The sequence below is a fragment of the Streptomyces sp. NPDC043685 genome, from assembly GCF_056436585.1.
On the sequence record NZ_JBWKCH010000004.1, the window covers coordinates 312,002 to 325,544 of the forward strand.

The 13,543-nt window shown below is 72.3% G+C and carries 12 protein-coding genes and 1 pseudogene; 8 read left to right on the forward strand and 5 right to left on the reverse strand.

What is annotated here, in order from left to right; all coding sequences use genetic code 11:
- Positions 1 to 20: 20 nt before the first annotated feature.
- The 3 genes from AC0665_RS14890 to AC0665_RS14900 all read right to left on the reverse strand — a co-directional run bounded on the left by AC0665_RS14890 (position 21) and on the right by AC0665_RS14900 (position 2,540).
- Positions 21 to 1,190: a CaiB/BaiF CoA transferase family protein gene (locus AC0665_RS14890; protein WP_468408289.1), complete on the reverse strand. Its 1,170-nt coding sequence runs from the start codon at positions 1,188 to 1,190 to the stop codon at positions 21 to 23.
- A gap of 152 nt (positions 1,191 to 1,342) precedes the next feature.
- Entirely contained in the window at positions 1,343 to 2,254 is a 912-nt protein-coding gene (locus tag AC0665_RS14895) for a LysR family transcriptional regulator (RefSeq protein ID WP_468634750.1), read from the reverse strand.
- A 70-nt stretch (positions 2,255 to 2,324) separates the two neighbouring features.
- A complete protein-coding gene (locus AC0665_RS14900; protein ID WP_468635170.1) occupies positions 2,325 to 2,540 on the reverse strand; it encodes a hypothetical protein in 216 nt (71 codons plus the stop codon).
- On the opposite strand from AC0665_RS14900, the pseudogene AC0665_RS14905 reads away from it, so the two are divergent.
- From AC0665_RS14905 to AC0665_RS14930, 6 genes and pseudogenes are all read left to right on the forward strand, one after another.
- Positions 2,535 to 2,633: pseudogene (locus tag AC0665_RS14905) on the forward strand (DNA-binding response regulator); the annotation flags it as partial. The gene AC0665_RS14900 and the pseudogene AC0665_RS14905 sit on opposite strands and share 6 nt — an antisense overlap.
- A gap of 66 nt (positions 2,634 to 2,699) precedes the next feature.
- Positions 2,700 to 3,881: a sensor histidine kinase gene (locus AC0665_RS14910; protein ID WP_478705125.1), complete on the forward strand. Its 1,182-nt coding sequence runs from the start codon at positions 2,700 to 2,702 to the stop codon at positions 3,879 to 3,881.
- Positions 3,878 to 4,591: a response regulator gene (locus tag AC0665_RS14915; protein WP_468634747.1), complete on the forward strand. Its 714-nt coding sequence runs from the start codon at positions 3,878 to 3,880 to the stop codon at positions 4,589 to 4,591. Before AC0665_RS14910 ends, AC0665_RS14915 begins: the two co-directional genes overlap by 4 nt.
- Positions 4,592 to 4,687: 96 nt before the next feature.
- On the forward strand, positions 4,688 to 5,917 hold the full coding sequence (locus tag AC0665_RS14920; protein ID WP_478705126.1) for a serine hydrolase domain-containing protein: 1,230 nt from the start codon (positions 4,688 to 4,690) through the stop codon (positions 5,915 to 5,917).
- 598 nt (positions 5,918 to 6,515) lie between these two features.
- Positions 6,516 to 6,719: a cold-shock protein gene (locus tag AC0665_RS14925; RefSeq protein WP_003991681.1), complete on the forward strand. Its 204-nt coding sequence runs from the start codon at positions 6,516 to 6,518 to the stop codon at positions 6,717 to 6,719.
- Positions 6,720 to 6,872: 153 nt separating this feature from the next.
- Positions 6,873 to 8,321, forward strand: a complete 1,449-nt coding sequence (locus AC0665_RS14930; RefSeq protein ID WP_478705127.1) for a DEAD/DEAH box helicase — start codon at positions 6,873 to 6,875, stop codon at positions 8,319 to 8,321.
- A gap of 337 nt (positions 8,322 to 8,658) precedes the next feature.
- Here the strand turns inward: AC0665_RS14930 and AC0665_RS14935 are convergent, their stop codons facing one another.
- Positions 8,659 to 10,704, reverse strand: a complete 2,046-nt coding sequence (locus AC0665_RS14935; protein WP_478603222.1) for an RICIN domain-containing protein — start codon at positions 10,702 to 10,704, stop codon at positions 8,659 to 8,661.
- A gap of 329 nt (positions 10,705 to 11,033) precedes the next feature.
- On the opposite strand from AC0665_RS14935, the gene AC0665_RS14940 reads away from it, so the two are divergent.
- Positions 11,034 to 12,020 (forward strand): LacI family DNA-binding transcriptional regulator, encoded by a 987-nt coding sequence (locus AC0665_RS14940; RefSeq protein WP_468408273.1) that lies wholly within the window; start codon positions 11,034 to 11,036, stop codon positions 12,018 to 12,020.
- Between the two features lie 114 nt (positions 12,021 to 12,134).
- Here the strand turns inward: AC0665_RS14940 and AC0665_RS14945 are convergent, their stop codons facing one another.
- Positions 12,135 to 12,503, reverse strand: a complete 369-nt coding sequence (locus AC0665_RS14945; RefSeq protein ID WP_478603218.1) for a YybH family protein — start codon at positions 12,501 to 12,503, stop codon at positions 12,135 to 12,137.
- A gap of 106 nt (positions 12,504 to 12,609) precedes the next feature.
- Between AC0665_RS14945 and AC0665_RS14950 the strand changes: the two genes are divergently transcribed.
- Entirely contained in the window at positions 12,610 to 13,500 is an 891-nt protein-coding gene (locus tag AC0665_RS14950) for a LysR family transcriptional regulator (protein ID WP_468408269.1), read from the forward strand.
- Positions 13,501 to 13,543 lie beyond the last annotated feature (43 nt).

A 13,543-nucleotide genomic window follows, 5' to 3' on the forward strand; every position in this document is an offset into this window, starting at 1 on the left:
GACTGTCGTCCTTCTCGGGATCAGCGGGCGGTGGCGTCGAGTTCGGCGAGGACGTCCTCGGTGTCCTGGCCGGCGACCGGTGCCAGGCGGCGGATCGAGCCGGGGGTGGCGGAGAAGCGCAGCGGGATGCCGATGGTGCGGACCGTGCCCTCGGTCGGGTGCTCGACGGTGTCGAGCAGGTGGCCGTCACGGACGTAGGGGTCCTCGTGGGCGCGGTCGAGTTCCAGCACCGGGGCCATCGGGATGCTGTGCTTGGCGCACACCTCCGCCCACTCCTCGGTGGTCAGCGCCGGGGCGCACTCCTCCAGGAGCGCGGCCAGGTCCTCGTGGTCGGCGCTGTCGATGGCGTCGCCGTTCACGCGCGGGTCCTCGGCGAGGTCCGGGCGCCCGGCGGCGGTGAGGAAGTCCCGGTAGTTCTGCGGGTTGTACGGCATCACGCAGGCCAGGCCGTCCTTGGTGCGCACGGCCTTGTGGCCCTTGAGCATCGACAGCGCGAAGCCGGTGGGTCCGCTCTCGGGCACGTGGGTGTGGCCCGCCAGGTGCTCGACCAGGTTGAACGCGATCAGGGTGTCCGTCATCGGGATCTCGACGAGCTGGCCCTGGCCGGTCTTGTTCCGGTGCAGCAGGGCGGCCAGGACGCTGTAGGCGATGGTCAGGGAGGAGACCTTGTCGCCGATGATCGTCGGCAGGTAGACGGGCTCGCCCAGCGCCCGGTCGGCGATGTCGACCAGGCCGGAGGCGGCCTGCACGGTCTCGTCGTAGGCGGCGTTGCCGGCCCGGTCGGAGTCGCTGCGAAAGCCCTGGGCGTGGGCGTAGACCAGGCCGGGGTTGCGGGCGGCGATGTCGTCGTGGGACAGGCCGAGGCGGTGCAGGGCGCCCGGGCGCATGTTGGTGATGAGCACGTCCGCGGTGTCGATCAGCCGCAGGGCGCGCTCGCGGTCGGTGTCGTCCTTGAGGTTGAGGGACACGCTGCGCTTGTTGCGGTTGACGTTGAGGTTCAGCGGGGTCATGCCCGGGGTCGTGCGGTAGTGGCCGGTGCGCACGGTGTCGGACGGCGACTCGATCTTGATCACGTCGGCGCCCAGGTCGCCGAGGATCTGGGCGGCGTAGGGGCCCATCACCACGGTCGAGAGGTCGATCACGCGGATTCCCTCCAGGGGGCCGGCGACGGTGTCGGTGATGTCCGCCATCGGTTTCTTCACTCCTCGGTTCGCCATGTGTGTGTATCTAGAAACTAAGTTAGCCCGAAAAGTTGGCGAACGGAAACGAATGGAATGACCGAATAACGAAAAGCGGTATGACCGCTGTGGTCATACCGCTTTGTGTGAAGGTTTTCTGATGATTATGCGTGCAGCGGCTCGGCGAACACCTCGCGGGCCACGGCCACCACTTCCTCCAGGTCACCGCCGTTGGCCCGGTCCTTGCGCCAGATCAGCCCGGTATCGAGACGGGGGTGGAAATCGGAGAAGGGAAGGATGACGACATTGTCGAGGCGGTAATTATGGACGGGACTCCTGGAATCCAGCATGGAAATGGAGAACGCGAGACCGCTGGACACTATTTCGGACACTCCGTCGAATGTGGCGCTGCCCAGTTCGACGCGTTTTCTGATGCCGAGCTCGGCGAGCTGCTGGTCGAGGCCGCGGAAGTAGGCGTTGGTCGCCGCCGTCGGGGAGCCCGCGTAGGCCAGTTCCGCCAGCTCCGTGAGGGCGACGGACTCCCGCCCCTGGAAGCGGTCCCGGGGCACCACCGCGCCGAGCCGCTCCGACATCACCGGCAGCTGCTCCAGTGCCGGGTCGCCGCCGGCCGGCAACCGGGCCAGGGTCAGGGCGAGTCTGCCGTCGCACACCGCGTCGACGAGCCGGTCGGTGCCGCCGGGCCAGCGTTTGATCTCGAACCGGTCGCCGACCCGCTCGGCGAGGGCGTCCATCCGTTCGCGCAGGTCGGGATGGACGCCACTGGGCACCCCCAGCAACAGGGTGGTCCGCCGCGGCCGGGCCGTCTCGTCCAGCCGCCACCGGATGGAGTCGACCTGCTCCAGCACCCCGCGCGCGATCGGCAGCAACGCGCTGCCGGCCGGGGTGAGCCGCACGTGATGGGTGTCCCGGTCGAACAAACGGTGCCCGACCTCGTTCTCGAGGTCCTTGATCCGCCGGCTCAACGGGGAGGCGGCCATGTGCAGTTTGCGGGCCGCGGTGGAGAAGTTCAGTTCTTGGGCGACGGCGAGGAAGTAGCGCAGGTGCAGGAGCTCCACGGGATCAAGCCTAGCCGCTGCGCCCCTCCCCCCCTCGCCGAAGAGACGGCCCTCGACCGGTCGGACAGGGTCAGGTCCGCCCCATGCGGGCGAGGGCGGCCCGGGCCGGGAGCACGGTCGCGGCCGTCGCGAGCAGCAGACAGCCGGCCACCGCACCCGCGACCCAGGGCCAGGCCACCGACAACTCCACCGGCAGGCCCAGTTCCCGGCGCAGCCCGTGCGCGATGCCGAACAGGGCGGGAGCGGCCACCGCCAGTCCCCTGACGGCGTCCAGGGCATCAAGCACATCGCGAGCATCCTGCACAAGCTCGACCTGCCCCCGTCGGCCCCGGACGACCACCGCCGTGTGCTGGCGGTCCTGGCCTACCTGCGGGCCTGAGACAGAACCGGTGCGAGAAGACGGTCCGGGCCCCTCGGCCTTCCCCGCCCGTTACCGTGAGGTCGCGTGGGGGGAACACGCGGGGACATACGGGTGTGGTGGGAGCGGGGCCGGGCGCGGGCGGCGGCCAGGCCGCTGGTCGTCGACATCGGCCTCGCGCTCCTGGTGCAGGGCGCGATGACCATGCCGTTCCTCGTGCCGCGGGCGGCCGGGGCGCCCCCGGCGACCTGGGGCGCCTACGGGCTGAGCACCCTCACCGTCGTCCCCCTGGTCTGGCGACGGCGCGCCCCCGTCGCCGTGCTGTTCGCGGTGCTGGCCACCAGTGCCCTGTACCGGTTCACCCTGGACGGGCCCGGGCAGCCGCTGCCGTACACCGGACTCGTCGTCGTCTACACGATCGCCGCGCTGTCCCCGGCCCGCAAACGGCTCGTCGCCGGGGCCGTGCTGCTGGTCGCCGTGCCGGTGGGGGTGTGGCTCAACACCCGGTCGGCCCGTGAACTGACCTTCTCGCTCTTCGTGTTCGCAGCCGCCTACGTCTTCGGACGGCTGACCGACGCCCGGCAGCGGGCCCACCGTGTCGAGGCCGAACAGGCCGCCGCACGCGAACGGGCCCGGATCGCACGGGAGATGCACGACATCCTCTCCCACGCCGTGAGCCTGATGATCGTGCAGGCCGAGGCCGGGCCGGTGGCGGTGCGTGCCGCGCCGGAGCGGGCCGTGGCCGCCTTCGACGCCATCTCCGCGTCCGGGCGGGACGCCATGGCCCAGTTGCGGAACATGCTGGGCGTGCTGCGGGAAGGCGAGGGCGCCGACGAGCCCGGTTCCGCCGCCCCGCGCGAGCCTCAGCCCGGACTCGCCGCCCTGCCCGCTCTCCTCGACCGGGTGCGCCAGAGCGGGCTCGACGTGACGTACCGGGCGCAGGGGGACGTCCGGCCGGTGCCGGAGGGCGTCGGGGCCACCGTCTTCCGGGTGGTCCAGGAGGCCCTGACCAATACCCTCAAGCATGCGGACGCCCGGACGGTGCGCGTTCAATTGGTATATGGGCCAGACGAGTTGGGGGTTCATGTGATCGACGACGGGAAGGGGCCGCGAGGGGTGTCCCGCCGGGGCGGGCACGGCCTCGCCGGGATGCGGGAGCGGGCGGCGGCGCACGGGGGCAGCGCGTCGGCCGGACCCGGCCCGGACGGGCAGGGGTTCGAGGTGCGGGTGCGGATTCCCGTGTCCCGTGCGGCGGAGGCGGGGCGATGACGATCCGGGTCGTGATCGCCGACGACCAGGAGCTCGTGCGCAGCGGCTTCGCGATGATCCTGGACGCGCAGCCGGACATCGAGGTGGTCGCCGAGGCGGGTGACGGCGGCGAGGCCGTCGACGCGGTGCGGAGGCACGCGCCGGACGTGGCGCTGCTCGACATCCGGATGCCCCGCCTGGACGGCATCGAGGCCTGCCGTGCGATCAGCGCGGCAGGCGACTGCCGCACGGTGATGCTGACGACCTTCGACTCCGACGCGTACGTGTACGACGCCCTGCACGCGGGCGCGAGCGGCTTCCTGCTCAAGGACGTCCGCCGGGACGACCTCGTGCACGCCGTGCGGGTCGTGGCCCGGGGCGACTCGCTGCTCGCCCCCTCCGTCGCCCGCCGTCTCGTGGAGCAGTACACCCGGCCCGCCGCCGCCCGGTCCCGCCGGCCCGACCCCCGGCTGGACGCCCTGACCGCCCGGGAGCGCGAGACGCTGCTGCTGCTCGCGCGGGGTCTGTCGAACGCCGAGATCGCCGCCGAGCTGGTGGTCAGCGAGCACACCGTCAAGACGCACGTCGGCAACGTGCTCGCGAAGCTGGGGCTCAGGGACCGCATCCAGGCCGTGATCTGCGCCTACGAGACCGGCCTGGTCGCCGCCGGGGATCCCCCGCCCGGGGGAGCAGCCCGCCGGCGGCCCTCCCCCGCGCCGGGGAGGCCGTGACGCCACAAGACCACCGGTGGGGGCGATCCGCCGGACGGCTGGGCTGCCGAGGATGAGGACGTCGCACAACGTCGGCCCCTCTCAACGGAGTTCACCATGAAGACCCGTACCAGCCTGCTCACCGCCGCCGTGCTCGTCGCCGGCATCGCCGCGGGCCCGTCCGTGCTCCCGGCAGCCGCCTCCGCCCCGGCCGCGTCGACGGCCACGCAGTCCAGCGACGCCGCCCTCGAAGCCGCCCTCGCCGGTCTCCCCACCGCCGACGCCACCGCCGCCCTCGTCCGCGTCGGGGGCAAGGAGGGGGTGTGGCACGGCAGTTCGGGCGTGCACGACCTGCGCACCGGGCGGCCCGCCGATCCTGCCGGCCGCTTCCGCGCCGGGTCCGTGACCAAGGTCTTCACCGCCGCGGTCGCCCTGCAACTGGCCGAGGAAGGACGGCTGGACCTGGACCGCAGCGCCCGCTCCTACCTGCCGGACCTGATCCCGGCCTCGTACGCGGGCGTCACCGTCCGGCAGCTCCTCGACCACACGCACGGCATCCCCGCCCCGGACTTCCCCGGCAGCACCGTCGAGGAGTGGTACGCGAACCGCTTCCGTGTCCACGACCCGAGGGCCATGGTCCGTTCCGCGACGGCGAAGAAGCCCGAGTTCGCGCCGGGCGAGCGGCAGCACTACCTCAACATCGGGTACACGATCACGGGCCTGCTCATCGAGCGCGTCACCCACGACTCCTACGAGCACCAGGTCGCCCGCCGGGTGCTCGGGCCCCTGGGGCTGCGGGACACCTCCCTGCCGGGGACGGATCCGCGCATCACCGGGCGGCACAACCACGGCTACCAGATCATGCGGCTCGACGACGGGACGACCGGCCTCCGGGACGTCTCCGTGTGGGGCACGACGGACGGATGGGCGGCCGGGGACCTCATCTCCACCACCGCGGACCTGGAGACCTTCACCCGCGCCCTGTTCCGGGGGCGGATCGTGCGCGGGCCGCTGCTGGAGGAGATGTTCACGCTGCCGAAGGTGACCGACTTCAGGACCGGCGAACCGGCCGCCTACTCGGCCGGCCTGTCCATGAAGGTGCTGGGCGGACGCGAGGTCTGGGGCAAGACCGGCGGGCGCTGGGGGTACAACGCCGCCATCGCCTCCACCCGCGACGGCTCGCGCACCCTCGTCTACAGCGTCAACTCCACCGACGCCAAGGGCCAGGACATGAACAGGACCGCCGAGAAGATCATGGTGGCGGCGTTCGGCATGCCCCAGGAGCGGCCGGAGGGGAAGCTCACCGCGGCGGTGGCGCCCGCACCAGCCCCGTCCGGTACGCGATGACGACCAGCTGAGCGCGGTCCCGGGCGCCCTCGGTTCGGCCTCGTCCCCGGGCCTGCCCGGCTGGAGGTCGGCGGCCGGCAGGGCGAGGGCGACGAGGCCGGCGACGCCGAGGAGCAGGACGGGTACGGGGCGGCGCGGCACGACCCGCGCCCAGCGGGTGCCGGCGTCGGCCCCGGCGTTCTCCGCGATCCGGCCGCCCCACCGGGCCCGCCCGCTGAGCACGGCGTGCGGCCGCTGAGCACGACGGGCGGCCGCGATCGCGACACCGATGATCTCGGCCGCGTCGCCCGGCCCCCCTCGGCGGCCAGGACGGATGCCCTGACCAGGGCGGCTTACCAGCGCCGGTACTCGACAACCAGTGCGAACGGCAGGCCGGGTCCACCTCGGGGACGATATTCCGAGCCTTCCGGCGCGGCCTGTGCTACCTTGGCTGGCGTTGCAGTTTTGGTTCCCAGAGACTTCGAGTGCTCTTTCGACCTTTTGTCGACGAGCACTTTTTTTGTTTCCGAGGATTCTCGGATCTCCTTAGGGTGATCATTTCGGCGACTACGGGTCCGCAAGGTGCGGGCCCTGAGTACTGCCCTCAAGGGAGATTCATATGGCTACCGGCACCGTGAAGTGGTTCAACTCGGAAAAGGGCTTCGGCTTCATCGAGCAGGAGGGTGGCGGCCCGGACGTGTTCGCCCACTACTCGAACATCGCCACCTCCGGCTTCCGTGAGCTCCAGGAAGGCCAGAAGGTCACCTTCGACGTCACGCAGGGCCAGAAGGGCCCGCAGGCCGAGAACATCGTTCCCGCCTGACGCGTACGCGCATGCCCTGACCGGGGCCCGCACCCTCGCGGTGCGGGCCTCGGCTCGTTTTGTGTTCATCTCCGGCTCAACTCTTGCGAATCCGCGGCTCTTCGAGGCCGTCGCGCATTCCTCGACGCGTGCCGCATCGAGGAAGGTTCCCCCATGGACCGCACGGCTCGCAGGAACAACGGCTCTCCCCACTCCCGCGGCAACGGGTCCCGCTCCCGTAAGCCGGGTGGCGCAGGCGCCGCCTCCCGTACCGCGGGCGGTGGCCACGGCGGCCGCCGCCCCGCCCCCAGCCGGGAGTTCGCCCCGCCCGCCACCGTCACCCCGGCGCTGCCCGCCGTCGAGGCGTTCGCCGAGCTCGACCTGCCCGAGCGGCTGCTGACCGCGCTGACCGCCGAGTGCCTGACCGCGCCCTTCCCGATCCAGGCCGCGACCCTGCCGAACTCCCTGGCCGGGCGGGACGTGCTCGGCCGTGGCCGCACCGGCTCGGGCAAGACGCTCGCCTTCGGCCTCGCGCTGCTGGCCCGCGTCGACGGACGGCGCGCGGAGGCCCGGCAGCCCCTGGGCCTCGTCCTCGTGCCCACGCGCGAGCTCGCCCAGCAGGTCACCGACGCCCTCGCCCCCTTCGCCCGCGCGCTGCGGCTGCGGCTCACCACGGTGGTCGGCGGCCTGCCGATCGGACGGCAGGCGAACGCGCTGCGTAGCGGTGCCGAGGTCGTCGTCGCGACGCCCGGACGGCTCAAGGACCTCATAGACCGGGGCGACTGCCGGCTGGACCACGTCGACATCACCGTCCTCGACGAGGCCGACCAGATGACCGACATGGGCTTCATGCCCCAGGTCACCGCCCTGCTCGACCAGGTGCGACCCGGTGGCCAGCGGATGCTGTTCTCCGCCACCCTGGACCGCAACGTCGACCGGCTGGTCCGCACCTACCTGCACGACCCGGTGGTGCACTCCGTGGACCCCTCAGCGGGCGCGGTCACCACCATGGACCACCACCTGCTGCACGTCGAGGACGACGACAAGCACGCCACCACGACCCGTATCGCCGCCCGCGACGGGCGCGTGATCATGTTCCTGGACACCAAGCACGCCGCCGACCGGCTGGCCAAGAAGCTGCTCGCCGTCGGCGTGCGCGCCATGGCCCTGCACGGCGGCAAGTCCCAGTCGCAGCGGACCAAGACCCTGGCCCGCTTCAAGGACGGCCAGGTCACGGTCCTGGTGGCGACCAACGTCGCCGCCCGCGGCATCCACGTCGACAACCTCGACCTCGTCGTCAACGTGGACCCGCCCGGCGACCACAAGGACTACCTGCACCGCGGCGGCCGTACCGCCCGGGCCGGCGAGTCCGGCACCGTCGTCACGCTGGTCCTGCCCCACCAGCGCCGCGAGATGACCCGGCTGATGGCCGACGCCGGGATCACCCCGCAGGTCACCCGGGTCCGCTCGGGCGAGGCCGAGCTGAGCCGCATCACCGGGGCGCAGGAGCCGTCGGGCGTGCCCGTCGTCCTCACCCCGCCGCCCGCCGAGAAGCCCCCCGCGCGCACGGGTTCCGCCCCGGGCGGACGGAGGAACAGGCCGCCCCGGGGCCGCCGCCGCTGACCGGCCCGCCGGTGTTCCGGGCGGGCCGGACACGCCCCAGAGGTGAGGCGCCGCCCGCAGCACGGAAGCCCCGACGGCCGAAGCCCCTGCCTCGACGCGACCCCCGCCCGTGGTCAGGGGCACCGACCACAGCCGACGGGCGCTCGCTGTCCACAGCGGACCGCCCCTCGCTGTGGACGGCAAGGCACCCAACCCGACCGTCACGAGGCCCGGACCCCGCCGAACCGGGACGGGGGGCAGGCCGCCGTCGGCGGTGAGCCGGCGCGCGACGCCCCCGGCTCCGCGGCCGGTGACGGGCGCGGAGGCGGGGGCATCGGGGACGGGGCCGGGCGGGAGGTCAGCCGCCCGTGACCTCGGTCAGCTTCCAGCGCTGGTTGGAGCCGGAGTTCGGCTGCCAGACGCCCACGGACGCGCCGTCGCTCGTGGACTGGCCCCCGACGTCCGGGAGTTGGCCGGTCGCCACGTTCACGAGCGTCCAGGAGCCGTCGCCGGTCGAGGACGCGATCCACTGCGCGGCGTCGTCGCGGCGGCCCTCGTCGGGTTCGGCGACCAGGGCGCCGTCACGGATCGCCAGGCGCTTGTCCGTACCGGTCTCGGTGAGGACGTAGCGCTTGCGGTTGCCGTCGCCGCGGACCTGCTCCACCCGCCACTGCCGGCCGCTCTGGTCCGACTCGTTCGGGGTCCTGATGACCAGGCCCGTGCCGTTGCCGGCGATGGTGAGGTCCTTGCCGCTCTGGACGCCCGTCAGACGGTAGGTGTGGCCCTTGCGCAGTTCTGCCGCGTCCTTCGCGACCCCGGAGACGCCCTTGACGAGGAAGGACGTCACCGACTGGGCGGGCACCGTGAGGGTGGCCTGCTTGCCGGACACACGGACGGGCTTCTGCTTCTCCAGCTTGCCGTCGGCGCTGGTCACCACCGGGGTGACCGTGGCGCGGGAGGAGACCCGGCCGAACTTCGACAGGTCGAGCGTGACCTCGCGCGCCTCGGTGGCGCTGTTGACGTGGACGACGGTCGCCGCGTCGCCCTTGCGGGAGACCGCCGCGGTGCTGGACGTGTCGTTCGTCTTGATCAGCCGGTCGCCGGGCTTGATGTAGTGCGTGAAGTTGCGGGCCGTGTCGAACTTGGTGTTGGTGTGGACCGGGCAGGACTCCAGGGTGTCCTTCTTGGTGCAGCTGAACGGGAGCTGGATCTCGCCCCAGTTGCCGCCCTTGGCGGACTCGCCGCCCGGCTTCATGTTGTCGTAGTCCTCGACGGGCTGCCAGAACACCCAGGCCTTGGGCTCCAGTTCCCGAAGGTCGTCGACCATGCGCTGGGCGAGACCGAGGCCCGGCCGCATGTCCGTGAAGCTCTGCCCGTCGCCCCAGTCGCCCTCGACCTCGCTCATCCACAGCGGCTTGTCGGCGGCCTTGGCCAGGTCGCGGACGGTGGTGCGCTGGCCGGTGCCGTAGGTGTGGACGTTCATCTGGCCGACGAGGTCGCGGACCTCCTGGGGGTAGGAGTTCCAGTTCGTCGCGAAGGTGCCCGGGTTCGTCTCGTCCATCGCGGATATCTCCGCGTCCGACCGGGACTTCTTCAGCACCGGGGCCAGCGCGCGGATCACCTTCTGCTGGAGCTCGGGGCCGATGTGGGCGCCCTCCTGGCGTCCGCCGACCGGCTCGCCGTCCGGGCCGAGCTTGGTGCCCCAGTAGTTCGTGTTCGGCTCGTTGAACGGGTCGAGGGTGTCGACCTCGATGCCGTGCGCCTTCTCCAGACGCTCGGTCGCGCCCACCAGGTACTTGGCGAAGTCCTCCACGGACTCCGGCTTGAGCTGGTCCTTGCCCGCGTCGAAGTTCCCGGAGACGTAGCCGCTCTCGGTCATGAACCAGGGCGGGGAGTTGCTGAAGGTCTCCCAGTGGGTGATGTCCTTCTTGATGCGGTCGACCCACCAGCGCTGCGTCTTGTCCGCGTTCTTGTTCCAGTCGGCGGGGTCGTCCGCGTCCCACCAGTCGACGTCCTCGCGGGTGGTGCCCGCCGGGGCCTTCCACCAGCCCTCGACCGCGCCGCCGGCCCGCAGGTAGTCCTTGACGTCGGGGGCGTTGCCGCCGCCGATGTTGTAACGGGCGATGTTCAGGTTGAGGCCGTCGTCGCCGAAGAGGAGCTTGTAGAGCTTCTCGCGGATCGCGGGCGGGTAGTCGCCGGTGGCGTTCGCGAACCACACCAGGCTGGTGCCCCAGCCCTCGAACTTCTCCCCCGCGTAGGAAGGGTCGGGCCGGACGGTGACGCCGGTGGCCGCGGAGTCGGCGTGGGCGGCCGACAGGGTCGTCGTGGCCAGCATGGTTCCGGTCGCCACGGCGGTGACGCCGATGGCCCCGAGGAGCCTTCTCTTGCGGGTGCGGTGTGCCATCTCGAGTACTCCAGCTCTTCTGCGTGCCGCACATCGCGGCGGACGCGGAGATCGGGGCCTGCGCGGTGCGATCGGTGCGGGTTCGATACCTTCTCGTACGGTTTCGACTCGGCAATGTTTGCGTAAACATCCGCTGGCGGGATGTCTACACTGTCCCCATCTCAGGGGTCAAGGAGTCGTTCCGGACCGAAAGTTGCGCCGGTGGCGGCGGGCGAAGCGAGGGGCGGGTGGGGACGGTGGAGGGCGAGAGCGGCCCGGCGGGCACGAGTGGCCCAGCGGGCACGAGCCGGACCAGAAGGCGTCCGGCCCGGCCCCGCCAGGGCGCGTCCATGGCCGACGTGGCCCGGCTCGCCGGTGTCTCCTCCCAGACGGTCTCCCGCGTCTCGAACGGCTTCCCGGGCGTCACCGAGGACACCCGCGCGCAGGTCCTGGCCGCCATGCGGGAGCTGGGCTACCGGCCCAACAGCGCGGCCCGGGCGCTGCGCCGGGGCGAGTTCCGCACCCTCGGCGTGATCACCTTCTCGCTGTCCACCATGGGCAACATCCGCACCCTGGAGGCCATCGCCACCTCGGCCGCCGAGCACGGCTACGCCGTCACCCTGCTGCCGGTCGCCGTCCCCACGCAGGACGAGGTCAACGGTGCCTTCTCCCGGCTGGGGGAGCTCGCCGTGGACGCCGTCATCGTCATCATGGAGATCCACCTGCTCGACGCGGTGACGGTCTCCCTGCCGCCCGGTGTGCAGGTCGTGGTGGCCGACTCCGACGCCGGTGACCGCTACACCGTCGTCGACACCGACCAGGCGGGCGGTGCCCGTGACGCCGTACGGCATCTCCTCGACCTCGGCCACGACACGGTGTGGCACCTGGCCGGCCCGGAAGGCTCCTTCGCCGCGCAGCGCCGGGCCAACGCCTGGCGCACCACGCTCACCGAGGCGGGCCGGACGCCGCCGCCCCTGGTGCGCGGCGACTGGTCGGCCGAGTCCGGCTACCGGGCGGGTCTCCTCCTCGCCGACGAGCCGGACTGCACGGCGGTGTTCACGGCCAACGACCAGATGGCCCTGGGCCTGCTGCGCGCCCTGCACGAACGGGGCCGCCGCGTGCCCGGCGACGTCAGCGTCGTCGGCTTCGACGACCTCCCCGAGTCCGCGTCCTTCCTCCCGCCCCTCACGACGATCCACCAGGACTTCGCGCAGGTGGGACGGCTGTGCGTGGAGGGGGTGCTGAGCAAGATGCGCGAGGACGGAGCGGAGCACGGGACGACGCTGGTGCCCACGCGGCTGGTGCGGCGGGCCAGTACGGGGCCCAGGGCGCGGTGACGCTCGCTCGGCGGTAGCCCGCCGATCGGACATTGTGGCCGACCTGCCGGCGGAGGCGCGTCAGGGACGGTCCGGGTGGGTCCCCGCCCTCTGCGCTCCACCGCCGAGGTCGCCTCAGGCCGACGCGGGCGGCAGGAACTCCGGCTGGTCCAGGATCCGCAGCCAGCTGCCGTCCGCCTGCCTGCGGACCACCTGGGCCCGGGCTCCCGTGCCGTCCTTCGGCGGGGTCGAGGTGAGGGCGATGTCACCGTGGACCAGGGTCGGCAGGGGCTGTTCCGGTTCAAAGCGGGGGCGGTCGGCCAGGACCTTCTCCCACAGGGCGCGGATCGCTTCCCGGCCCACCGTGCGCCGGCCGGGCGGGTAGGCGAGGACCGCGTCCTCCTCGTAGAGCGCGGCGACACCGGCCGCGTCGCCGGCGTTGGAGCGCTCGACGAACAGACGGGTGATGTCCTCGGGGCGCATGGCCTTCTCGTACTGCGGCACGGGGTCCTCCTGACTCCTGACGCGGAATGCCTCGGTGTCTCCAGCCTCGCCACCGAGCGATCAGAAGTCCAACAGATGGATCCGATCACCACTAGAATTCCCAGTCATGGAACTGAGGCAGCTGGAGTACTTCGTCGCCGTCGCCGAGGAGCGGAACTTCACGCGGGCCGCCGAGCGGGTGCACATCAGCCAGTCCGGAGTCAGCGCCCAGATCCGCCAGTTGGAGCGGGAACTCGGGGCCGAGCTCTTCGACCGGTCGGGGCGCACCGCGACCCTCACCCCCGCGGGCAGGGCGGCACTCGACCACGCCCGTGCGGCACTCGCCGCGGCCGGGGCCGTCGGGCAGGCGGTGGGTGAGGTCACCGGGCTGATCCGCGGCCGGCTCGTGGTCGGGATGGTCGTCGGCTGCACCCTCACGCCTCTGTTCGACGCCCTCGCCGCCTTCCACCGGGCCCATCCCGGGGTGGAGATCTCCCTGCTGGAGGACCGCTCCGACCGGCTCGTCGAGGCGGTGCGTCTCGGCACGGTCGACGTGGCCCTCGTCGGGACGGGTGAGGCTCCCGAGGGGCTGGAGGCGCTGACGATCATCAGTGAGCGGCTCGTCGTGGTGGTTCCGGACGGGCACCCGCTGGCGTCGCGGCGGCGGGTCGTGCTGCGGGACGTCGTCGCCCATCCCCTCGTGTGCATGCCTGCGGGCACCGGCCTGCGGACCGTCTTCGACCGCGCCTGCGCCGCGCGGGACCTGCGGCCCGGGATCGCGCTGGAGGCCGGCGCCGGGGACGCCGTGGTGGACCTCGCGGCCCGCGGGCTAGGCGTCGCCGTCCTCAGCGAGTCGATGGCCGCGGGCCGGGACGGCGGGGTCGTCGTCCGCGTCATCGACGACGTCGAGACACCCGCCCTGCTCGCCCTGGTCTGGCGGGGCGGGCGCAGTCCCGCGGTACGGGAACTGCTCACGCGGTGCCGCTCGGCTTTCGGCCTGCCCGGCAGCGGCGCGTAGCCGCCACCGCCACCCCGGGGTCTTCAGGACCTTAAAGACCTCC

What these genes read in the sequence shown, in the direction of transcription:
- AC0665_RS14915 (WP_468634747.1), top strand. Translation starts at nt 3,878, where the DNA reads ATGACGATCCGGGTCGTGATCGCCGACGACCAGGAGCTCGTGCGCAGC.
- AC0665_RS14935 (WP_478603222.1), bottom strand. Translation starts at nt 10,704, where the DNA reads ATGGCACACCGCACCCGCAAGAGAAGGCTCCTCGGGGCCATCGGCGTC.
- AC0665_RS14925 (WP_003991681.1), top strand. Translation starts at nt 6,516, where the DNA reads ATGGCTACCGGCACCGTGAAGTGGTTCAACTCGGAAAAGGGCTTCGGC.
- AC0665_RS14950 (WP_468408269.1), top strand. Translation starts at nt 12,610, where the DNA reads ATGGAACTGAGGCAGCTGGAGTACTTCGTCGCCGTCGCCGAGGAGCGG.
- AC0665_RS14940 (WP_468408273.1), top strand. Translation starts at nt 11,034, where the DNA reads ATGGCCGACGTGGCCCGGCTCGCCGGTGTCTCCTCCCAGACGGTCTCC.
- AC0665_RS14890 (WP_468408289.1), bottom strand. Translation starts at nt 1,190, where the DNA reads ATGGCGGACATCACCGACACCGTCGCCGGCCCCCTGGAGGGAATCCGC.
- AC0665_RS14930 (WP_478705127.1), top strand. Translation starts at nt 6,873, where the DNA reads ATGGACCGCACGGCTCGCAGGAACAACGGCTCTCCCCACTCCCGCGGC.
- AC0665_RS14920 (WP_478705126.1), top strand. Translation starts at nt 4,688, where the DNA reads ATGAAGACCCGTACCAGCCTGCTCACCGCCGCCGTGCTCGTCGCCGGC.